Source organism: Streptomyces xiaopingdaonensis, assembly GCF_000262345.1.
Taxonomy (GTDB): domain Bacteria; phylum Actinomycetota; class Actinomycetes; order Streptomycetales; family Streptomycetaceae; genus Streptomyces; species Streptomyces xiaopingdaonensis.
Map to the genome: position 1 here is coordinate 53,616 of NZ_AJTQ01000370.1, position 21,223 is coordinate 74,838.

Here is a 21,223-nt window from a genome sequence, read left to right on the forward strand (position 1 = left end):
CCGGGGCGCCCGCGTCAGGCGGCGCGCGTCCCCTCGTACATCTCCTCGATGAGGTGCTGGAACTCCCGCTCCACGACGGGCCGCTTGAGCTTGAGGCTCGGGGTGAGCTCGCCGTGTTCGATGTCGAGGTCGCGCGGCAGCACGCGGAACTTCTTCACCGTCTCCCAGCGCTGGAGGCCGGAGTTGAGCTCGTCGACGTAGCCGGCGATGAGCGTGCGCACCTGCTCGGAGGTGACGACCTCCTCGTACGGGCGGCCCTTGAGGTCCTCCTGCTCGTCGGCCCACGCCTGGAGGGAGGGCTCGTCGAGGGCGATCAGGGCGGTGCAGAAGTTCCGGTCGGCGCCGTGGACGAGGATGTTGGAGACGTACGGGCAGAGCGCCTTGAAGCTGTTCTCCACCTCGGCGGGGGCGATGTACTTGCCGCCCGACGTCTTGATCAGGTCCTTCTTGCGGTCGGTGATGCGCAGGTAGCCGTCGTCCGAGAGCTCGCCGATGTCGCCGGTGTGGAACCAGCCGTCCTCCTCCAGCACTTCGGCCGTCTTCTCCGGCAGCCCGTTGTAGCCCTCCATGATGCCGGGCCCGCGGAGCAGGACCTCGCCGTCCTCGGCGATGCGCACCTCGGTGCCGGGGAACGGCTTGCCGACGGTGCCGGTGCGGTACGCCTCGCCCGGGTTGACGAAGCTCGCCGCGCTCGACTCCGTGAGGCCGTACCCCTCCAGGATGTGCACGCCCGCGCCGGCGAAGAAGTAGCCGATCTCCGGCGCGAGCGCGGCCGAACCCGAGACGCAGGCGCGCAGGTTGCCGCCGAACGCCTCGCGGATCTGGGCGTAGACGAGCCGGTCGGCGACGGCGTGCTTGGCGCGCAACCCCGCGGGGGCCGAGGCGGTGCCGGTGCGGCGGAAGTTCTCCTGCGTCACCTTCGCGTACTCGCGGGCGACGCCCGCCGCCCACTGGAAGATCTTGTACTTCGCCGCACCGCCGGCCTTCGCCTTCGCTGCGATGCCGTTGTAGACCTTCTCGAAGATCCGCGGCACGCCCGCCATGTAGGTCGGCTGCACCACCGGAAGGTTCTCGATGATCTTGTCGACACGGCCGTCGACGGCGGTGACGTGCCCCAGCTCGATCTGGCCCGCGGTGAGGACCTTGCCGAAGACGTGGGCGAGCGGCAGCCAGAGGTACTGGACGTCGTCGGTGGTGACGAGGCCGCTCTGCGCGATCGCCTTCGCCATGTAGGACCAGCAGTCGTGCGGGAGGCGGACGCCCTTCGGGCGGCCCGTGGTGCCCGAGGTGTAGATCAGCGTCGCCAACTGGTCGGCGCGGAGGGCCGACACGGTCTGCTTGACCGCCTCCGGGTGGCGCTCCAGATGCTCGCGGCCGCGGCGTTGGAGCTCCTCGAAGGTGAGCACCCAGCCTTCGGGGTCGCCCGCGCCGCTCGCGGGTTCGCCGTCGAGGAGGACGACGTGGGCGAGTTCGGGGAGCTCGGCGCGATGCGCCCGGACCTTCGCGACCTGCTCGTCGTTCTCCGCGATGAGCACCCGGCTCTCGGAGTCGGCGAGGATGAAGAGTGTCTCCTCCTCGTTGGTGGAGGGGTAGACGGTGGTGGTCGCGGCGCCCGCGCACAGGATGCCGAGGTCGGAGAGGACCCACTCGACCCGCGTCGAGGAGGCGATGCCGACCCGCTCCTCCGGGCGCACGCCGAGCGCCATGAGCCCGGCCGCTATCGCGAAGACACGGTCGGCCGCCTGCTGCCAGGTGTACGAGCCCCAGTCGTCGGGTCCCTCACCGGAGGCGGGCGGCACGGGGTAGCGATACGCCTCGCGGTCCGGCGTGGCCTCGACCCGCTCCAGGAACAGCGACGCCACGGAGGGCGGCCGGTTTTCGATCAGGGACTGCGTGTCGCTCACGGCAACCTCCGGGGCCCGCACCGGGCTTGGTAACTCACGAGTAACTACTGAGCAGTGATCAGACTAAGGGCGGCAGCCCCCTTACGTAAGGGGGCTGCCGACGGTATCCATAACCACTACGGAGTGTTCACACGGCCCGGAGTCGGACTCTCCCCCGCGGCGGGAAAGTTGAGGGAAAGCACCGGTGGCGCCCTACTTCTTCGCCTTCTCGCCCCCGCCGTCGTCGGTGGAGAGCGCGGCGATGAACGCCTCCTGCGGCACCTCGACCCGGCCGACCATCTTCATCCGCTTCTTGCCCTCCTTCTGCTTCTCCAGCAGCTTGCGCTTACGGGAGATGTCGCCGCCGTAGCACTTGGAGAGGACGTCCTTGCGGATCGCGCGGACCGTCTCGCGGGCGATGATCCGCGAACCGATGGCGGCCTGGATGGGCACCTCGAACTGCTGGCGCGGGATGAGCTCCCGCAGCTTCGTCGCCATGCGGGTGCCGTACGCGTACGCCTTGTCCTTGTGGACGATCGCGGAGAAGGCGTCGACCTTGTCCCCGTGCAGGAGGACGTCGACCTTGACGAGGTCGGCGATCTGCTCACCCGTCGTCTCGTAGTCGAGGGAGGCGTAGCCGCGGGTCTTCGACTTCAGCGAGTCGAAGAAGTCGAAGACGATCTCGGCGAGCGGCAGCGTGTACCGCAGCTCGACGCGGTCCTCCGAGAGGTAGTCCATCCCCTGGAGGCTGCCGCGGCGCGACTGGCAGAGCTCCATGATCGCGCCGACGTACTCGCTGGGCGCGATGAGCGTCGCACGGACCACCGGCTCGCTCACCTCGTCGATCTTGCCCGTGGGGAACTCGCTCGGGTTGGTCACCTCGTACTCGGTGCCGTCCTCCATCCGCACCTGGTAGACGACGTTCGGGGCCGTGGCGATGAGGTCGAGGCCGAACTCCCGCTCCAGGCGCTCCCTGATCACCTCCAGGTGCAGCAGGCCAAGGAACCCGACGCGGAAGCCGAAGCCGAGCGCGGCGGAGGTCTCCGGCTCGTAGGTGAGCGCCGCGTCGTTGAGGAGCAGCTTGTCGAGGGCGTCCCGCAGCTCCGGGTAGTCCGAGCCGTCGAGCGGATAGAGGCCGGAGAAGACCATCGGCTTGGGGTCCTTGTAGCCGGGCAGGGGCGCCTCCGCGCCCTTGGCGAGCTGCGTGACCGTGTCGCCGACCTTGGACTGGCGGACGTCCTTCACGCCGGTGATGAGGTAGCCGACCTCGCCGACGCCGAGGCCGTCCGCCGCCTTCATCTCCGGTGAGTTGGTGCCGATCTCCAGCAGCTCGTGAGCGGCGCCCGTCGACATCATGCGGATGCGCTCGCGCCGGTTGAGCTTGCCGTCGACGACCTTGATGTAGGTGACGACGCCGCGGTACGCGTCGTAGACCGAGTCGAAGATCATCGCGCGGGCGGGGGAGTCGGCCGTGCCGACGGGCGGCGGGGTCTGGCGCACGACCTCGTCGAGGAGGGTCTCGACGCCCTCGCCCGTCTTCGCCGAGACCTTCAGGACCTCGTCGACCTCGCAGCCGATGAGGTGCGCGAGCTCGGCGGCGTACTTCTCGGGCTGGGCCGCGGGCAGATCGATCTTGTTGAGCACGGGGATGATGACGAGGTCGTGCTCCATCGCCAGGTAGAGGTTGGCGAGCGTCTGCGCCTCGATCCCCTGCGCCGCGTCGACGAGCAGGATGCACCCCTCGCACGCCGCGAGGGAGCGCGAGACCTCGTAGGTGAAGTCGACGTGCCCCGGGGTGTCGATCATGTTGAGGATGTGCGGCGCGGGCTTGCCGTCGGTCTCGTCCGTCGGGGCCCAGGGCATGCGCACCGCCTGGGACTTGATCGTGATGCCGCGCTCACGCTCGATGTCCATGCGGTCGAGGTACTGGGCACGCATCTGCCGTTGCTCGACGACTCCGGTGAGCTGGAGCATCCGGTCGGCGAGCGTCGACTTGCCGTGGTCGATGTGGGCGATGATGCAGAAGTTACGGATCAGCGCCGGATCGGTACGGCTGGGCTCCGGCACGTTCGAAGGGGTCGCGGGCACGCAGTGTCCTGTCGGGTCTGGTCGGGTCCTCGGCGGGATGCCATCGGGCGGTCTTTCGGGGCTCCATGTTCCCACGACCCCGGCTGCGGGACCGGCTTGGGAGGCCCCAACGGCTGCTGGTAACGTGGTGCACCGTGCCTGCTGGCGTCTCGGCCGGTCCCTCGGTCCCGGAGTTCTCCGGTGGATCCGAGCGGCTGGAGTCGGGAACGCCGTCGGAGTCCGGCCCGCCGCAGGCGGCGGGCTCCCCCGCTGCACAGCACCCGTCGGCTCCGCCGCGGTGGTGCTGGCTGCGAGCTCGCACGGCCCCGGCCTCACGGGCACGGGGTGACAGACGAAGCAACCGATCCCGTAAAGGCTCATTCGTGGCGAACATCAAGTCCCAGATCAAGCGCATCGAGACCAACGAGAAGGCTCGTCAGCGCAACAAGGCCGTCAAGTCGGAGCTGCGCACCGCGATCCGCCGCACCCGCGCGGCCGTCGACGCCGGCAACCTGGCCGAGGCCACCGAGGCCCAGCGCGTCGCCGCCCGCAAGCTCGACAAGGCCGTCAGCAAGGGCGTCCTGCACAAGAACAACGCGGCGAACAAGAAGGCCGCACTGGCGAAGCGCGTCGGCACCCTCCAGGGCTGACCCCGCCCCGGGCCCACTCGACGGGCCCTCGGTGACGGAAGGCGGGCCCTCTCCCGTCTCCGCACCCGGAACGAACGCCCCCTGCGGGCCGCGCCGCCGCCCGGACCGAACCACGGTCTGCGGCAGGCCGGTTGACGGGCCCTCTACCCCGTCCGCAGGTGGCGACCACAGTACGTATTGTTCGCCACGACACTGCGTAAGTGCCCCGGTGGTCCGACGACCGCCGGGGCACAGTGCTGCGCGGGGACGGCGGCGTCGGCGGGTGGCCGTGGCGCCCGGGGCGGCGGCCCTCGGGGCACTTGGGCGTGAACGCCCCGGGGCGTGGGCGGCGCTGCGGTCGGGGCCGGGGATGCCCGGACGTACGAGTCGCCCGGCGTTCGCGGTTGATCGTGGAACCGGCCCAGTGTGATCCGGCCGGTCTGCCGACACGGCTCGTCGGGCAGTCTGCCGTGCATGCCGGCGCCCCGCAGCGGTGTGCGCTTCTCGGACGTGGCCCCCAATCCCCGTCCGCCGCCGGACAACACCGGACGACGGACACCACCAGCGTCTCGCCCGCCGCCAGGACGCACTGGGCCTGCACTAGGCGGGGTTGAGAGGGAGCGCGCGTCGCGGCGGCGCTCTGAACGGGCGGGCAGCCGCCTTCCCGGCCCCTCCGCTCACCGTGCGCGGGCCGCCTGCGCCACTGTGACGACCGCTTTCTCCAGCGCGTACTCCGGATCGCGACCGCCGCCCTTCACCGCGGCGTCCGCCTCGGCCACGGCGCGCAGCGCCACCGCGACGCCGTCGGGGGTCCAGGTGCGGGACTGCTGACGGACCCGGTCGACCTTCCAGGGCGGCATCCCCAGCTCCCTCGCGAGGTCGCCGGGACGCGCCCCGCGCGGCGCCGAGGCGATCTTGCCTATGGCGCGGACCCCCTGGGCGAGGGCGCTGGTGATCATCACGGGGGCGACACCGGTGTTGACGGCCCAGCGCAGCGTCTCCAGCGCCTCGGCCGCCTTGCCCTCCACCGCACGGTCGGCGACGGTGAAGCTCGACGCCTCGGCGCGGCCCGTGTAGTACCGGCCGACGACGGCGTCGTCGATCGTGCCCTCGACGTCGGCGGCCAACTGGGCGCAGGCGGAGGCGAGTTCGCGCAGATCACTGCCGACGGCGTCGACGAGGGCCTGGCTCGCCTCGGGGGTGGCCGAGCGGCCGAGGGTGCGGAACTCGCCGCGGACGAACTGGACGCGCTCGGCGGGCTTCGTCACCTTGGCGCAGGCGACCTCGCGTGCGCCGGCCTTGCGCGCCGCCTCCAGGAGGCCCTTGCCCTTGGCGCCACCCGCATGCGCGAGGACGAGGACGACCTCCTCGGCCGGGGACGGGAGATACGCCTTGACGTCCTTGATCGAATCTGCGGCGAGGTCCTGCGCCGCCCGCACGACGATCACTTTCCGCTCCGCGAAGAGCGACGGGCTGGTGAGCTCCGCGAGGGTTCCGGGCGACACGTCGGAAGCCTGGAGATCGCGCACGTCGGTCTCCGGGTCGCTCTCCTTCGCCGCCTTGACCACCTGCTGGACGGCCCGGTCGACGAGGAGCTCCTCCTGGCCCACGGCGAGCGTGACAGGGGCGAGGAGGTCGTCGGCCGGCTGCTTCTTGCGGCTCTCACGGGTGCTTGCCATCGCCTCCCAGCATCCCACGGGGCGCTGACAGAATGGCCGGGTGAGCGACGTACGACATCTCCTGGTGCTTCCCGACCGCGAGGCGGCGGAGGAGGTCGCGGAGGAGCTCCGTCTCCGCTTCGACCTCGACGAGGAGCCGCAGTTGGTCCGCGACGCCCTCGCCGGAGAGGACGACGCCGAGGACGCCCAGTGGCTCGTGGTCCTGGAGGACCCCGAGGGCATTCACCCGCCCGAGATCCTCGATGCGCTGGCGACGGAGCGCGAAGGGTGGCTGGAGCGCGACTGACGCCCGGCGGCCACCCCGGCGTCGCCGCATCGGGCGGGCTTTCCGGGAGCGTCCCGGCTTGGCGGGGCGCGGCCGCCACCTGGTAGGTCTTTGCCATGAGCAACACTGAACTCCAGCGGCTCCTGGAGGAGTTCGCCAAGGAGCGCGACTGGGAGCAGTTCCACAACCCGAAGAACCTCGCGATGGCGCTCGCCGGCGAGGTGGGCGAACTCGTGGAACTCTTCCAGTGGCTCAGCGCCGAGGAGGCCGCGGAGATCATGGCCGAGCCGAGGCGGGCCCAGGCGGTCCGGGAGGAGGTGGCCGACGTCTTCTCCTACCTGCTGCGCCTCGCCGACGTCACGGGCGTCGACCTGGAGGAGGCGCTGCGGCAGAAGGTCGCGCTGAACCGCATCCGCTACCCGGCCGAGCTCGCCAAGGGGAACGCGTCGAAGTACACGAGGCTTCGGGAGCAGTCGGAAGGCGGGGCCGCAGCGGAGGGGGGATGAGTGGGCCGGTGGGCCGGCGGATTGCCTGCGGAGGGCGGGGAGTTGGGGCCCGCGGACTGTCGCGGGGGCATGGGCGGCGTGCGGCCGGGCGCCGCGTACGGACGGGCTCTCGCGGGGCCGGCCGCGGGGCCGGTGCGCCGGTCGGCTTGGTGCGCTGCTGCGTTGTTCGCGAGGTTCGGGGGCGGACGTGCGGGGCCCCGGCGCAGCCGGGCCGGCTTTGTGCTGCTGAGCCCGTGCTTCGTGCTTCCCCTTCTTCAGGGCGATCGGCGGCGGCTCGGCCTGCGCGGTACGCAGTCCGGACCGACATGCGTGATGCGACGGGTAACTCGTGGGTGTCAACGCAGAGATGCGGCCGGCGCCGGGTGCCATGACTCATTTCGGGTGATCCACGGCGTACGGCAGGTGACGAGAACGGCTCCACGGGCTGACGGCGCCTGCCTGGGTCCGCAGCGCCGAGCAACTCGATGTTCGGGCTGGTCGGTCGGGGCGGCGCGGCGTCGGTCAGACGGGTCCCACTCTTCCGAAGACGCCGCCCCCGCGGGCTCAACGGGAGCGCCGCGGCACACCTCGCGACCGTCGGGCGCCCGCGTACTCATCGCTCCCCCCGCTCGGCCACCACCGACGGCCGGCCCTCCGCACCGGTGACCGCCAACGCGCCCTGGGTGTCCGTGCGGGCCACGACGGCGCCGAGCTCCGCGAGCGCCCGGAGGGTCTCGGGCGCCGGGTGGCCGTAGGTGTTGTCGGAACCGGCGCTGACCAGGGCGGCGCGGGGGCGGATGCGGTCGAGCAGGGCGGCCTCCTGGTAGCGCGAGCCGTGATGGGCGACCTTGAGGACGTCGACTCGCGGGAGGTCCGGGTGCTCGGTCAACAGACGGCGCTGGGCCGCGGGTTCGAGGTCCCCGGGCAGCAGGAGGCTCAGCCCGCGCGTGCGGGCGAGGAGCGTGACGCTGGCGTCGTTCGGCCCCGAGGGAGCGGGCGCCGCCCCTTGCGCGGGCGTCGGCCAGAGCACCTCCCACGACAGGTCCGCGACTCGGCGCCGTTCGCCCGCGGTGCTCACCTCCAACGGGACACCGGCGTCGGCGGCGGTACGCCGGACCGCGGCCGCCTGGCCCGGGGGATCGGCGAACGGAGAGGTATGGACGGCGCGGACTGCACGGCCGCGGAGGACGCCGGAGAGCCCGGAGACGTGGTCGGCGTGGAAGTGCGTGAGGAAGAGCGCGGGGACCGCGGTGACCCCGAGCGCCCGGAGGCACTCGTCGGCAGCTTCCGCGTCCGGGCCCGCATCGACGACGACTGCCTCGCCCGGGCGCCCGGTGGCGAGCGCGAGGGCGTCGCCCTGGCCGACGTCGCAGACGGCGAGCGCCCAGCCGGCCGGCGGCCACCCCGTGAGCGGCCCGACGAGAGGGGCAGGACGCGTCAGCGCCAGCACGAGGACCCCCGCGCCGAGGGCGCACGCCCAGCGCCGCCGCAGCACCGGCACTCTGCCGACGAGGAGGCACAGCAGGAGAGTTGCCGCTGCGAGAAGGAGCGCGCCCGCCCAGCTCCCGGGCCAGTCGATCTCGGCACCCGGAAGTGAGGCCCCGGCACGGGCGATCACGGCGATCGCCTCGGTCGGCCAACTGGCGAGCCACGCACATGTCTCGGCGACAGACGGGAGCAGCGGAGCGAACGCAAGCGTCGCGAACCCGAGCACAGTGGCGGGCGCCACCGCGAACTCGGCGAGCAGGTTGCACGGGACGGCCACGAGACTGAGGTGTGCGGCGAGCACCGCAACCACCGGGGCGCACGCGAGCTGCGCCGCAGCGGAGGCGGCGAGCGCTTCGGCGAGGCGGTGCGGAACGCCTCGCCTGTGCAGGGCGGCGCTCCAGCCGGGCGCGACCGTGAGGAGGGAGGCCGTTGCGAGGACCGAGAGGAGGAAGCCGAAGTCCCGGGCCAGCCAGGGGTCGTAGAGCACGAGCAGGAGGACTGCGGCGGCGAGCGCCGGCAGCAGCGACCTGCGGCGCCCCGTGGCGATGGCGAGCACGGCGACGAGTCCGCACGCGGCGGCGCGCAGCACGCTCGGATCGGGTCGGCAGACGACGACGAACCCGAGCGTCAGCAGCCCCGCGCACCCGGCCGTCTGCCGCAGCGAAATACCGAACTGCGGTGCGAGACCGCCGCGTTCGGCGGTGCCCGCCGAGGACGGCCTGCCGATCAGCAGCACCAGCATCACCGTGAGGTTCGAGCCGCTGACGGCGAGGAGGTGTGTCATGTCCGTGGTGCGAAAGTCCTCTTCGAGCGCCGGATCGAGCCGGGACGTATCGCCCACGACGAGCCCCGGCAACAATCCGCGGGCGTCTCCGTCCAGGCCGGAACTCGCCTCGCGGAGCCCCGTGCGCAGGTGCCCGGCGGCCCGCTGCACCGCGCTGGGTTCGCGCACGACTTGCGGCGCGCCGGGGCGCACCCGAAGGACGGCGGCGAGGTCCCTGCCTCCTTTGCCGTCGGATTGGGCCGGCACCGCCTCCGCGTGGACGCGGACGCCGGTGGACGGAAGCACGCTCAGCCATGCCGCGTCCGCTCCGCGTGCCTGTTCGCCCCGCGCGTTGGCGCCGTCCTCCGCGTCGACCCGCTCTCGTGCGACCACCAGAAGGACAGGGGAGCGCACGGAGGTGGCCGATGAGCCGCGCCCTTCGACGCGCCGCACCTCCGCGGGGACGACGAGGAAACCCGAAGTCTCCTCCGCTCCGCGGACTTTGGGTTCGGTGGCCCTCGGGTCGGCCGTCACCGTCGCCTCGACGGTGACACGTGCGTGCCGCTCCGCCAGTTCCGGCAGCGGGCCTCTGTGGAGATCGGCCGCGTGGAGCCAGGCGCCGGTGCCGGCCGCGGCGGCTGCGAGCCCCGCCATCGCCGTGCCGACGAGCAGCCCGCGCCTGCGTCCGAGCGCCGCCGCGCCCAGCAGCAGGACAGCGCCGACCGCCGCTGCACACGCCCCGGCCACCACCCAACTCCCCGGCGCCGCCAGGCCCACGGCGGCAGCGGCCCACGCGCACAGCGCCGGCGGCACCAACCGGTAGTCGGGCGGCCCCTCCTCCCTCGGATCGGAGTCACCGAGCGGGTTCGCTGCCGCCGCGTGCGCCTGCGCCCGCTCGCGCGGCGGCCGAACTGCGGCCATGACTCCTCCGCTTCGGGACTCGACAGGCGAGAGAGGACAAGGTTGACCACGGACTCGGCGCCCCCGGCACACTGGTGGACCGCGTACGGACGGCGCGGCGCACCGGAACGGGGTCCTGACCGACGGGCCGAACGCGCTCGACTGCGCGACGCAGCGGCGCCCTTCGCCGATGCGGCCCCTCGCTCGGGTGCGGGGCTCCGCAGGGAGCGAAAGCGGCGAGCTGACCGGTGGGCTCGGTCTTCGGCGCAGGTGAAGCTCCTGCCGAGCGGCAGACCTCGCCGGGGTGGTCACGGCACGACCTTGGGCTGGATGTCGGCGAAACGGCGCTCACCGATGCCGCTGACCTCCTGGAGCTGTTCGACGGATGCGAAACCGCCTTGCTGCTCGCGGTAGTCGAGGATGCGCTGCGCGAGCGCAGGCCCGATCCCGGGAAGGGTTTCCAACTGCTCCGCGGTCGCCGAGCCGAGGCTGATCGGTGCGCCCGGTGCGCCGCCCGGGGCGGCTCCGTGCCCCGACGCGGCCCCGGACGGCTCGGCCCCTGGCTGGGCCTGCGGCGGCCCTCCGGCGACGATCTGCTCACCGTCGACGAGTGGGCGAGCTCTGTTGAGCCCTTCCGTCTCGGCCCCCGGGGTGAGACCTCCGGCGGCTTTGAGTGCGTCCTCGACGCGCGATCCCGTGGGCAGCGTCCGCAGACCCGGCTTTTTGACGTCGCCCGCGACATCGACGGTCACCTCGCCGCCGGCGGCGGAGGACGAGCCGCCCTTGGGCCCACCGACGGCTCCTGTCGTCGGTGCGGAGCCGGGTGACGCGCTCGGAGTGCCGTCGCCCGGTTCCTCGGGCATCCGGCTCGGCGCAGCGACCGGTTGCGGCCGTCCCGACCAGAAGTGGTGGACGGCGAAGCCCACCGCGACGAGCAGCACTACCGCCACCGCGACGACCGTCTTCACCTCCATCCCGCACCGGACCCGCAGCCACAGGGAGAGCCGCCGAAGACCGGCGGGCGCCGGCAGTGTCACCGTCTGCGCCGCCTCGGACTCAGCCAGGAGGCGTGGCACGCCCCCGGGCGGCCGGGAGTTGCCCGGCTCTTTCCTGCCGGAGCCGCCCTCGCCGGGGCTGCCACCTCCATGTGGACTGCCCCTCTGCGCTGCCGGGTTGCTGCGCACCTCTGCCGCCGCGGAGACCTCCCGGGAGACGTTTCGGCGAGCGCCCGGACCGACATGAGCCCGGCCCGCGCCTCCTCGATGAGCGGCCTCTTCCGCCTGACGCGCGCCCTCGGCCGCGGCGTTCCGCGCCTTGCTGCGACGAACGGCGGCGCGTGCGGCGGCGACCGCCTCATGACGCCGCTGCTCGGGCGAGAGCCACCGCTCCCCGCCCTCCTCCTCGGGGTGCGACTGCGGCTCCTCCTCCCCCACAGGGCTTTCCCCGTCGAGTGGCCGGTGCTCGTCCCGTCCGTGCCCGTCGGCGTCAATCTCGATCGGCACACGTCGACTTGGCGCCGTCGCCCCGGCGACACCGTGCCGAAAACCGACACCCTCTCCCGGGCCCTCACCGGACCCCTTCGATGTCCCCCGCTTGCTGAAGAGCCCGGCCGAAACGCCGTCAGCAATCCGCGCCCGCGAGCCCTCGACGTCCCGAGTCGGGGCCGCGTGAACCGCCAAACGCCCGCCCTCTGCAGATGCGAGCCCCGCAGGAGGAACAGGCGTCAACTCCCCGACGGCAGAAGAGACCCGACGCCGCACCCACCGGACGCCGCGCAGCGCGGCCAGTCCGTCGAGCAACGAGTCCGCCTCACACGGAGGCAGACCGCGAGCGCCCATCGCCTCACCGGATACCGCCCTCCCCCTACGGCCCTCACCACCGGACGCCGAGGAGCTCCCGACCCCGCCCCGCGGTGCTACGGCGCGCGCAGATCCCCCGCCCGACACGACAACACCCGACACCGCGGTATCCACGGAAGCATCGGACGACCCGACGCCCCCCGACGACCCGCCACCTCCGGACGCATCCCCAAATCCCCCTCGCAGCCCGTCACTCGCACCGCTGCTCAAACCCTCACGGGCACCCGACGCCTCACCGCCCTCAGCCGTCCCCAACGCGCCGGACCGATCCGCTGGTTGAGACGACACCACCTCCCCCGAGCCCCCACCGGACTCACCGGCCCTCGACGCCGCACCCGACCCGCCGGCGTCCGGCGACTCACCAGCCGCCCACGCGGATCCACCCCGGCAGCGAACAGCGCCCCCGCACGCCGCCCCATCTCCGGTGCCGGTTCGGACGTGCGCTTCCGCCTCCGTTCAGCACGCAGGGCGGCGACCCCGCTCTCAACGGAACGGTCGGGATCTGCGGAACGGTCGCGAGAGGTGTCGCGCACCCGGGCTCGTTGCAGAGCGTGCGGGCGGCGGGGTCGATGACGGCGGTGATGTGTCCTGGAGTTCATGCCGACAGACGCTAAAGACGCCGCGACAGAAAAGTGGATCTTGCTCTGTTTCTGTGGAAAACCCGCGAGTTGGGGAGAACTCACTCATCCTCGAGAGTGAAAAACCGCGCTCACTTCGGCGCGACGACCACACCGACGAGCCCGGGCCCCGTGTGCGCCCCGATCACCGCGCCCACCTCGCTGACGTGCATCTCCCCCACACCCGGCACCCGTTCGGCGAGGCTCTCCGCGAGCCGCTCGGCACGCTCCGGTGCGGCGAGGTGGTGCACCGCCAGGTCGACGCTCCCCGCTCCGGCAGCCTCCAGGGCGATCTCCTCAAGACGAAGGAGCCCCTTCCCGGCCGTCCTGACCTTCTCCAGGAGCCCGATTCCACCCTCGCTCAGCCGCAGCAGCGGCTTGACCGCGAGAGCCGAGCCGAGCAGCGCCTGCGCAGCACCGATCCGCCCTCCCCTGCGCAGGTAGTCGAGGGTGTCGACGTAGAAGTACGCCTGCGTCCGCTCCGCCTGCTTCCGCGCCGCTGCCACTGCCTCTTCCGCGCCCGCGCCCGACTCGGCGGCGTCGGCAGCCGCGAGCGCGCAGAAGCCGAGCGCCATCGCCACGCCCCCCGTGTCGACGACGTGGACCGGCAGGGGCGCCTCCCTGCCTGCGACGACCGCCGCATCGTAGGTACCGGAGAACTCGGCCGAGAGGTGGAGCGAGACGACGCCCTCCGCACCGGCCTCGGCCGCCTCCCGGTAGACGGCGGCGAACTGCTCGGGCCCCGGCCGCGACGTCGTGACGGGTCGGTGCTCCTTGAGCGCGGCGGCGAGCGCGGGCGCCGAGATCTCCGTGCCCTCCTCCAGTACCTCGCCGTCGACGACGACCATCAGCGGGACGGCACGGATACGGTGCCGGAGCAGCGCCTCCGTCGGTAGATAGGCCGTGGAGTCCGTGACGATCGCGACATGGCGGGACATGCGCCCGAGGCTATCTGCCCGGACCGCCGAGCAGCGCCCCGGCCCGGACGCCGAACCGCCGACGAGCAGCAGGAAGAGCAGCGCAGGACCCGCGTCCTACTTCCGCTGCCAGCGCCGCCGGCCGTCCCCGGGAAGCCCGCGGTGCTCGCCGCCTTCCGGCAGTTCGCTCTCCTCCGGACGGCTCTGCCCGGTGCCCTGCTCCCAATGCCGGAGCGCGCCGGACTCCATCTCGATCTGCGAGTGGAGGGAGTCGAGCCCCTCGGCGTCGAACCGCTGGGCGCGGTCCGCCGCCGCGCTGCGGAGCGACTCGGCGGACCGGACGACCCGCTCGGCCCTCGCCTGGACCTCCGGCAGCCGTTCGGCGACGCGGGCCCTGCTCGCGCCGTCGGCCAACATCTGCAGCTCGCCGTCGAGTTGACGCGCATGCGAGTGGAGCCGGTCGAGGAGGCCGAGCGACTCCCGCAGTCCAGGGTCACGCGCAACGCTCGCCTCGAGGTACCTGCGAGTCCCGTCGATCGAGGAGCGGAGCTCCAGGCGGACCCGCGCCACCTGTCCGACGGCACCCGGCTGCGCCGCCTTCGCCTTCAGCCCGGCTTCCTCGACCCCGCGCCGCAACTGCACACCCGTACGCTCCACGCCCCTGCTCACCGCCCGCGCGACCCGGAACGCCACCACACCCCCGACGACGACGCACGAGACGAAGAGCAGCACCAGGACCGTCACGACCAACTCCACCTGCTTCTCCGTCCGTACGCGCACAGCGACACCCTCCAGCGTAAGCGGAGAGCCAGGCGTTCAGGACGGGTTCGAACCCGGAACCGCCCCGAGGCGGCCCGGAGGGGAAGCTTCCGAGGGGCCGGGCCCCTCGGAACCAGCTCAGGCAGGCACGATGTTGACGAGCTTCGGCGCCTTGACGATCACCTTGCGCACGTCGGCGCCGTCCAGCGCCGAGACGATCGCAGGTTCGGCGAGCGCCTGCTCCCGCAGCTCCTCCTCGCCGATCGAGGGCGGCACCTCCAGCCGCGCACGCACCTTGCCCTTGACCTGCACGACGCAGGTGACGGCCTCGTCCACGAGGTACGCGGGGTCGGCCGCGGGGAAGTCGTGATGGACGACCGACTCCTCGTGCCCGAGCCTCCGCCACAGCTCCTCCGCGACGTGCGGCGCCAGCGGCGCGACGAGCAGCACCATCGTCTCGGCGACCGACCGCGGCACGCCACGCACCTTGGTGACGTGGTTGTTGAGCTCCGTCAGCTTGGCGATCGCCGTGTTGAAGCGCATCGCCTCCATGTCCTGGGCGAAGCCGTCGACCGCCTTGTGGAGCACGCGCAGCGTCTCCTCGTCGGGCTCGGACTCGACGACGGAGACCTCCCCCGTCTCCTCGTCGACGACGTTCCGCCACAGCCGCTGGAGCAGCCTGTACTGCCCGACGACGGCACGGGTGTCCCACGGACGCGAGACGTCGAGCGGCCCCATCGCCATCTCGTAGAGCCGCAGTGTGTCGGCGCCGTACTCGGCGACGATCTCGTCGGGCGTGACGGCGTTCTTCAGCGACTTGCCCATCTTGCCGAGGAGCCGCGTCACCTTCTCGCCCTGGTAGTAGTAACCGTCCGCGCGCTCCTCGACCTCGGCCGCCGGCACGGCGATGCCACGTGCGTCGCGGTAGACGTACGCCTGGATCATGCCCTGGTTGTACAGCTTGTGGAACGGCTCGGCCGAGGAGATGTGGCCCAGGTCGTAGAGGACCTTCGACCAGAAGCGGGCGTAGAGCAGGTGCAGCACCGCGTGCTCGGCGCCGCCGACGTAGAGGTCGACGCCGCCGGTCGACCGGCCCTTGCGCGGGCCCATCCAGTACCGCTCGACCTCCGGGTCGACGGGGGCCCGGGTGTTGTGCGGGTCGAGGTAGCGCAGCTCGTACCAGCAGGAGCCGGCCCAGTTGGGCATGGTGTTGGTCTCGCGGCGGAACCTGCGCGGGCCCTTCCCGTCCCCCAGGTCGAGGGTGACGTTGACCCACTCCTCGTTGCGGGAGAGCGGGGTCTCCGGCTGCGCCTCGAAGTCGTCCGGGTCGAAGGTGCGCGGAGAGTAGTCGTCCACCTCGGGCAGTTCGAGCGGCAGCATCGACTCGGGCAGCGGGTGCGCGACGCCCTGCTCGTCGTAGACGATCGGGAAGGGCTCGCCCCAGTACCGCTGGCGGCTGAAGAGCCAGTCGCGCAGACGGTAGTTGACGGTCCCCGCGCCGACCCCGCGCTCCTGGAGCCACTCGGTGATCCGGTGCTTCGCCTCCGCGACCTGGAGGCCGTCGAGCGAGACCTCCTCCGAGGAGGAGTTGACGATCTTCGCGTCGTAGGAGACGAAGGCGTCCTCCCACTCCTCGGGTGAGAGCCCGCGGCCGTCGGACGGCTCGACGACGCAGCGCATCGGGAGCTCGAAGACGCGGGCGAACTCGAAGTCGCGGTGGTCGTGCGCCGGGACGGCCATGACGGCGCCCGTGCCGTACCCGAGCAGCACGTAGTCGGCGACGAAGACCGGGATCGGCTGCCCCGTCACGGGGTTGTGCGCGAAGGCGCCGGTGAAGACGCCGGTCTTCTCCTTCGCCTCCGTCTGCCGTTCCAGCTCGGACTTGGCCTCGGTCTGCGCGCGGTACGCCGCGATCGCCTCGCGGGGGGTCGCGTGGCCACCCGTCCAGGCCCGGTGCGTCCCCTCGGGCCAGTTCTCCGACGCGATGCGGTCGACGAGCGGGTGCTCGGGCGCCAGCACCATGTACGTGGCGCCGAAGAGGGTGTCCTGGCGCGTCGAGAAGACCTCGATCCGCTCCTCGCCGACGGCGAACTCGATGCGGGCGCCCTCGCTGCGGCCGATCCAGTTGCGCTGCTGGAGCTTGATCGCCTCGGGCCAGTCGAGGGTGTCCAGGTCGTCGATGAGGCGGTCCGCGTACGCGGTGATGCGCATGTTCCACTGCCGCAGATTCGCCTTGAAGACCGGGAAGTTGCCGCGCTCGGAGCGGCCGTCGGCCGTCACCTCCTCGTTGGCGAGGACGGTGCCGAGGCCCGGGCTCCAGTTGACGGGCGCGTCGGAGGCGTAGGCGAGGCGGTACTCGCTGAGCACCTCGGCGCGCTGCGGCTCGGTGAGGTCCGCCCAGGGGCCGAAGTCACCGGGGGTGTCGCGGGTGCCCGACTCGAACTGCGCGACCAGCTCCGAGATCGGGCGTGCGCGCTGCGCCCCGGTGTCGTACCAGGAGTTGAAGATCTGGAGGAAGATCCACTGCGTCCACTTGTAGTACTCGGGGTCGATCGTGGCGAAGGACCTGCGGGCGTCGTGTCCCAGGCCGAGTTGGCGCAGCTGGCTCTGCATCTGCGCCATGTTCGCCTCGGTGGAGTGCCTGGGGTGCGTGCCCGTCTGCACCGCGTACTGCTCGGCGGGCAGGCCGAACGCGTCGAAGCCGAGCGTGTGCAGGACGTTGTGTCCGGTCATCCGCTGGTAGCGGGCGTAGACGTCGGTGGCGATGTACCCCAGCGGGTGGCCGACGTGCAGGCCGGCGCCCGAGGGGTACGGGAACATGTCCATGATGAACTTCTTCGGCTTCGCCGTCTCCCGGGGATCGCCGCCGAGGTCGCCGTCGCCCGGGTTGGGGGCCTCGTAGGTGCCGTGCTTCTCCCAGAAGTCCTGCCAGCGTGCCTCGATGTCGGCGGCGAGTGCCGCCGTGTAGCGATGGGGGGCCGCTGCGGGTGCGGCGTTCGTCTGCTCGCTCATCGTCCTCAAAGCTCCATCGGTCGTCATCTGCCTAGGTCGAGAAATGAAAAATCCCCTCGCACAGGAGGGGAAGCCGCGCGGACTCCGGGCCTCGGGAGCCCGGACATGGTCAGCGCGGCTGGCTAAGCAGAAGGCGTTCAGCACGCATGGCGTCAGGGTACCGCACGCCCTGAGGGCCCGTACCGGGCGTCCACATCGCGAGGAAGAGAGCGCAAAAAGGGCGGCCCGTGCTCGCGGGCCGCCCCTGTGCGGAACTGTGGAGCTAAGGAGAATCGAACTCCTGACCTCTTGCATGCCATGCAAGCGCTCTACCAACTGAGCTATAGCCCCGCGTTCCTGCGACGAGTGCCGGGAACGGGTAGAAGCTTAACCGGTGACCAGCCCGAATGAGAAATCCGCTGCACCCGCTGCCGACACGGCTACCAACAGGCGGTCCCCGCACGGTCGTTGGCCGGTCGCCCGCTCAGTCGTCGTCGCCGAGGACCGGCTCCGGAAGGCTGCCCGCGTTGTGCTCCATGAGGCGCCATCCGCGTACGCCCTCGCCCAGCACCGACCAGCAGCAGTTGGAGAGGCCGCCGAGCGCCTCCCAGGTCCCGGGCGCGAGGCCCAGCAGCCGGCCGATCGTCGTCCGGATCGTGCCTCCGTGGCTGACCACCACCAACGTGCCCCCGGCCGGGAGCTTCTCCACGCTCCGCTCCACCACGGGCGCCGCACGGTCCGCCACCTCGGCCTCCAGCTCACCGCCTCCGCGGCGGACCGGCTCGCCGCGCTTCCACGCCGTGTACTGCTCCGGGTAGCGCTCCAGGATCTCCTCGTGCGTCAGGCCCTGCCAGGACCCGGCGTACGTCTCGCGCAGCCCCTCGTCGTAGGTGACCTCCAGGCCCGTGAGCGCGGCGAGTTCGGCCGCCGTGGCCGCGGTGCGGCGCAGGTCGGAGGCGACGATCGCGTGCGGGCCGAGGCCCGCGAGAAGCCGGGCCGCCCGCCGGGCCTGCTGGATGCCGGCCTCGGTGAGTGCGATGTCCGTGGTGCCCTGGAAGCGGCGTTCGAGGTTCCACAGTGTCTGCCCGTGCCGCCAGAGGACGATCTTGCGTCCGCCGGGCCCGGCGCCCTGCGCGCTCAGCTCCGCTCCCCGTCGAGTGCACCGTCCTGGGACTGCCGGTGGCGCTCGCCCTCGCCCGCGGTCGCCTGCGCGTCGGCGGGGAGCTCCACCTGCGGGCAGTCCTTCCAGAGCCGCTCCAGCGCGTAGTAGACGCGCTCCTCGGAGTGCTGCACGTGCACCACGATGTCGACGAAGTCGAGCAGCACCCAGCGGCCGTCACGCTCGCCCTCGCGGCGGGCCGGGCGCGCGTCGCACTCCTCGCGCAGGCGCTCCTCGACCTCGTCGACGATGCCCTTGACCTGGCGGTCGTTGGGGGCCGAGGCGAGGAGGAAGGAGTCGGTGAGGGCGAGGACGTCGCTCACGTCGTAGGCGACGATGTCGTGGGCGAGCTTGTCGGCCGCCGCCTGGGCGGCGACGGTGGTCAGCTCGATGGCGCGGGGTGTGGCGGTCACAGGTGATGCTTTCGGCTCGATTGTCTGGATTCGGACACACGCAGGTTTCCAGGGTCTCACGCCGGTGAAGGGACCCGGCCGGCTCAACCCTTGTAGTCGGCGCCGAGCACGACGGAGACGTCCGCGTTGCCGGACACCTCACCCTTGCGGGCGGCGCTCTCCCGGAGCCCGAGGGTCTTCGCGACCTCGACGGCCTTGGCCTTGTCCCCCGCGTCCACATAGGTGACGGCCGAGCGGGCCCGGGCCGAGGCCGCGGCTCCGCCCTTCACCACGGTGTACCCGCTGTTGACGAGCGCGACCGAGGCGGCGTCGTCCCGTCCGCGTGCGCCCGTCGCGTTCTCGACGCCGACGCGCAGCACTCCGTCGGTGTCGGAGTTCTTCACGGTACCGCCGAGGATCTGCTTGACCATGCCCTCGCTCGTGGCCTGGCTCAGCGTCCCGTTGGCCCGCACCGGCAGGACGCGGGTGTCGTAGGAGCCGTTCTTCGCCTGCTCGGCGAGCTTGGCGAGGGAGGCGCCCAACTGCTTCTCGCTCAGCGACGGGTCGGGGATCTGGCCGAGCGACTCGACGGTGCGGCCGGCCGCGGCCGGCTCGCTGGAGAGCTTGCGGAGCGAGGCGTGCAGCACCTGGCCGAAGCGGTTGAGCTGCTTGGCCTCCGCCTCGGCCGGTGCGCGGTGCGTGGCGTAGGCGACGGCTGCACGACCGTCGAGGTCGCGGTCGGCGCCGCTGCGGACGAGGGGGCTCTCGCCCTTCTTCTTCGCGGGGATCGTCGCGTCGGCGTCGATCGTGATGCCGCCGACGAGCTCGACGAGGTTCTCCAGGTACGGGGTGTCCAGCCGCCAGGTCCCCTTGATGTCGGCACCGAGGAGCGTGCCGAGCGCGTCCCTCGTCGGGGAGGCGCCTTCGCCCTCGACGGCCTTGCCGAGGGTCGTCGTCGTGCCCTCCTCGGCCGTGACCGCGAGGGAGTTGGGGAGGAGGAGGGTTCTGCCCTTGCCCGCGCTCTCGTTGTCGACGAGGAGGGCCGTCGAGGTGTCTCCGCCGTCGGTCGAGCGCAGGTGGACGACGATCACGTCGCGCCGCTGCTCGCCCGTGGCCGCGGCCTCCTCCTTCGACCCGTCGAGCCCGGGCAGCATCCCGGCGTACCAGAGGTAGCCGAGGCCGCCCGCCACGAGGACGACGGCGGCGACGACGAGCGCGACGATCCGGTTCCGCCCGCGGCGCTTCGCCTCCTCACGGCGCTCGGTGCGGCTCTCGCTGAACTTCAGCCAGTCGATGACGTCCTCGGACTCTTCGGCCGGCTCCTCGACGAAGGAGAACTGCTCCGTACGGTAGTCGGGCCCGGCGTCGGCGGCCGGGCCTTCCTGCGGCGGCTGTGCCTGGTGCGGGAGGGGCGGCTGCTGCGGCGCGTACGGATCGGGCTGCTGCTGCGGCGAGTCGGGGGAGTAGGCGTACGGGTCGTACCCGGCCTGCTCCCCCGCGTACGGCCGGCCGTGCCCCTGGGGCTGCTGCGCGTAGGGGTCGGCGTAGGAGTCGTACGACGGATAGCCGGGATGCTGCGCCGAGGGGTCGTAGCCCTGGTACGTCTGCTGGGACTGGGGCGCGCTCGCGTAGATGGGGCGGCCGTACTCGTCGTAGCCGAGGATCTCCGGCTGCCGACCGTACGGGTCGTACCCGTAGCCGTCGCTCACTCCTGCGCTCCCCCCGACTCCTCGTCCTCGACCGTCTCGACGACCTCGCGGTACAGCCCGCGTTTCATGATGTACCGCACGATGCCGTCGGGCACGAGGTACCAGATGGGGTCGCCCCGCTCGACTCTGGCGCGGCAGTCCGTCGACGAGATCGCGAGCGCCGGCACCTCCACGAGGGAGACGCCGCCGTGCGGCAGCCCCGGGTCGGTGAGCGCGTGCCCCGGACGGGTGACCCCGATGAAGTGGGCGAGAGAGAAGAGCTCCTCGGTGTTCCGCCAACTGAGGATCTGTGAAAGGGCGTCGGCGCCGGTGATGAAGAACAGGTCGGTGTCGGGATCGAGCTCCCGCAGCTCCCTGAGCGTGTCTATCGTGTACGTCCGGCCGCCGCGGTCGATGTCGATCCGGCTCACCGAGAACTGCGGGTTGCCGACGGTGGCGATGACCGTCATCAGGTAGCGGTCCTCGGCGGGCGAGACCCGCTTGTGGGTCTTCTGCCACGGCATGCCCGCCGGGACGAAGACGACCTCATCGAGGTGGAAGCGGGCTGCCACCTCACTCGCTGCGACGAGGTGCCCGTGGTGGATGGGGTCGAAGGTCCCGCCCATCACACCGAGCCGCCGCTTCGCGGTCCCGGGCACTATGTGCTCTCCCATGCGTGCCG

General features: G+C 72.0%; 15 protein-coding genes and 1 tRNA gene. 3 read left to right on the forward strand and 13 right to left on the reverse strand.

Annotated features, from left to right (window positions below; translation table 11 throughout):
* Positions 1 to 14 precede the first annotated feature (14 nt).
* Together UWG_RS0128530 and lepA are read right to left on the reverse strand one after the other, a co-directional pair.
* On the reverse strand, positions 15 to 1,904 hold the full coding sequence (locus tag UWG_RS0128530) for an AMP-dependent synthetase/ligase (RefSeq protein ID WP_016910611.1): 1,890 nt from the start codon (positions 1,902 to 1,904) through the stop codon (positions 15 to 17).
* A gap of 192 nt (positions 1,905 to 2,096) precedes the next feature.
* Positions 2,097 to 3,971, reverse strand: coding sequence for a translation elongation factor 4 (gene lepA / locus UWG_RS0128535; protein WP_016910612.1), 1,875 nt, complete (start codon positions 3,969 to 3,971; stop codon positions 2,097 to 2,099).
* Between the two features lie 362 nt (positions 3,972 to 4,333).
* Between lepA and rpsT the strand changes: the two genes are divergently transcribed.
* Positions 4,334 to 4,600 carry a 30S ribosomal protein S20 gene (gene rpsT / locus UWG_RS0128540; protein ID WP_016910613.1) on the forward strand — a complete coding sequence of 89 codons (267 nt, stop codon included), beginning with the start codon at positions 4,334 to 4,336 and terminating at the stop codon, positions 4,598 to 4,600.
* A 656-nt stretch (positions 4,601 to 5,256) separates the two neighbouring features.
* Here the strand turns inward: rpsT and holA are convergent.
* Positions 5,257 to 6,258 carry a DNA polymerase III subunit delta gene (holA, locus tag UWG_RS0128545; protein ID WP_016910614.1) on the reverse strand — a complete coding sequence of 334 codons (1,002 nt, stop codon included), beginning with the start codon at positions 6,256 to 6,258 and terminating at the stop codon, positions 5,257 to 5,259.
* A gap of 40 nt (positions 6,259 to 6,298) precedes the next feature.
* Between holA and UWG_RS0128550 the strand changes: the two genes are divergently transcribed.
* Together UWG_RS0128550 and UWG_RS0128555 are read left to right on the forward strand one after the other, a co-directional pair.
* Positions 6,299 to 6,544: a hypothetical protein gene (locus UWG_RS0128550; protein WP_016910615.1), complete on the forward strand. Its 246-nt coding sequence runs from the start codon at positions 6,299 to 6,301 to the stop codon at positions 6,542 to 6,544.
* Positions 6,545 to 6,639: 95 nt separating this feature from the next.
* Positions 6,640 to 7,029 (forward strand): nucleotide pyrophosphohydrolase, encoded by a 390-nt coding sequence (locus UWG_RS0128555; RefSeq protein WP_016910616.1) that lies wholly within the window; start codon positions 6,640 to 6,642, stop codon positions 7,027 to 7,029.
* Positions 7,030 to 7,621: 592 nt separating this feature from the next.
* Here the strand turns inward: UWG_RS0128555 and UWG_RS0128560 are convergent.
* The 10 genes from UWG_RS0128560 to nadD form a co-directional block, all read right to left on the reverse strand.
* Positions 7,622 to 10,180, reverse strand: coding sequence for a ComEC/Rec2 family competence protein (locus UWG_RS0128560; RefSeq protein ID WP_016910617.1), 2,559 nt, complete (start codon positions 10,178 to 10,180; stop codon positions 7,622 to 7,624).
* Positions 10,181 to 10,467: 287 nt separating this feature from the next.
* Positions 10,468 to 11,661 carry a ComEA family DNA-binding protein gene (locus UWG_RS33440; RefSeq protein ID WP_237720312.1) on the reverse strand — a complete coding sequence of 398 codons (1,194 nt, stop codon included), beginning with the start codon at positions 11,659 to 11,661 and terminating at the stop codon, positions 10,468 to 10,470.
* Positions 11,662 to 12,727: 1,066 nt separating this feature from the next.
* On the reverse strand, positions 12,728 to 13,573 hold the full coding sequence (locus tag UWG_RS0128570) for a DegV family protein (RefSeq protein ID WP_016910619.1): 846 nt from the start codon (positions 13,571 to 13,573) through the stop codon (positions 12,728 to 12,730).
* Positions 13,574 to 13,669: 96 nt separating this feature from the next.
* Positions 13,670 to 14,332 (reverse strand): hypothetical protein, encoded by a 663-nt coding sequence (locus tag UWG_RS0128575; protein ID WP_016910620.1) that lies wholly within the window; start codon positions 14,330 to 14,332, stop codon positions 13,670 to 13,672.
* Between the two features lie 117 nt (positions 14,333 to 14,449).
* On the reverse strand, positions 14,450 to 17,323 hold the full coding sequence (leuS, locus tag UWG_RS0128580) for a leucine--tRNA ligase (RefSeq protein ID WP_016910621.1): 2,874 nt from the start codon (positions 17,321 to 17,323) through the stop codon (positions 14,450 to 14,452).
* A gap of 257 nt (positions 17,324 to 17,580) precedes the next feature.
* Positions 17,581 to 17,653 (reverse strand) — tRNA-Ala (locus tag UWG_RS0128585).
* Between the two features lie 133 nt (positions 17,654 to 17,786).
* Positions 17,787 to 18,443, reverse strand: a complete 657-nt coding sequence (locus UWG_RS0128590; RefSeq protein WP_029391860.1) for a histidine phosphatase family protein — start codon at positions 18,441 to 18,443, stop codon at positions 17,787 to 17,789.
* Complete coding sequence (gene rsfS / locus UWG_RS0128595) at positions 18,440 to 18,874, reverse strand: ribosome silencing factor (RefSeq protein WP_016910623.1); 435 nt, start codon at positions 18,872 to 18,874, stop codon at positions 18,440 to 18,442. Before rsfS ends, UWG_RS0128590 begins: the two co-directional genes overlap by 4 nt.
* A gap of 83 nt (positions 18,875 to 18,957) precedes the next feature.
* Positions 18,958 to 20,562 carry an LCP family protein gene (locus UWG_RS0128600; RefSeq protein WP_016910624.1) on the reverse strand — a complete coding sequence of 535 codons (1,605 nt, stop codon included), beginning with the start codon at positions 20,560 to 20,562 and terminating at the stop codon, positions 18,958 to 18,960.
* A complete protein-coding gene (gene nadD, locus UWG_RS0128605) occupies positions 20,559 to 21,215 on the reverse strand; it encodes a nicotinate-nucleotide adenylyltransferase (RefSeq protein WP_050988674.1) in 657 nt (218 codons plus the stop codon). The genes UWG_RS0128600 and nadD overlap by 4 nt, the downstream gene beginning before the upstream one ends.
* Positions 21,216 to 21,223: the final 8 nt, after the last annotated feature.

Coding starts and splice junctions, on each gene's coding strand:
- holA (WP_016910614.1), bottom strand. CDS start 6,258: ATGGCAAGCACCCGTGAGAGCCGCAAGAAGCAGCCGGCCGACGACCTC.
- UWG_RS0128555 (WP_016910616.1), top strand. CDS start 6,640: ATGAGCAACACTGAACTCCAGCGGCTCCTGGAGGAGTTCGCCAAGGAG.
- UWG_RS0128560 (WP_016910617.1), bottom strand. CDS start 10,180: ATGGCCGCAGTTCGGCCGCCGCGCGAGCGGGCGCAGGCGCACGCGGCG.
- UWG_RS0128570 (WP_016910619.1), bottom strand. CDS start 13,573: ATGTCCCGCCATGTCGCGATCGTCACGGACTCCACGGCCTATCTACCG.
- leuS (WP_016910621.1), bottom strand. CDS start 17,323: ATGAGCGAGCAGACGAACGCCGCACCCGCAGCGGCCCCCCATCGCTAC.
- nadD (WP_050988674.1), bottom strand. CDS start 21,215: ATGGGAGAGCACATAGTGCCCGGGACCGCGAAGCGGCGGCTCGGTGTG.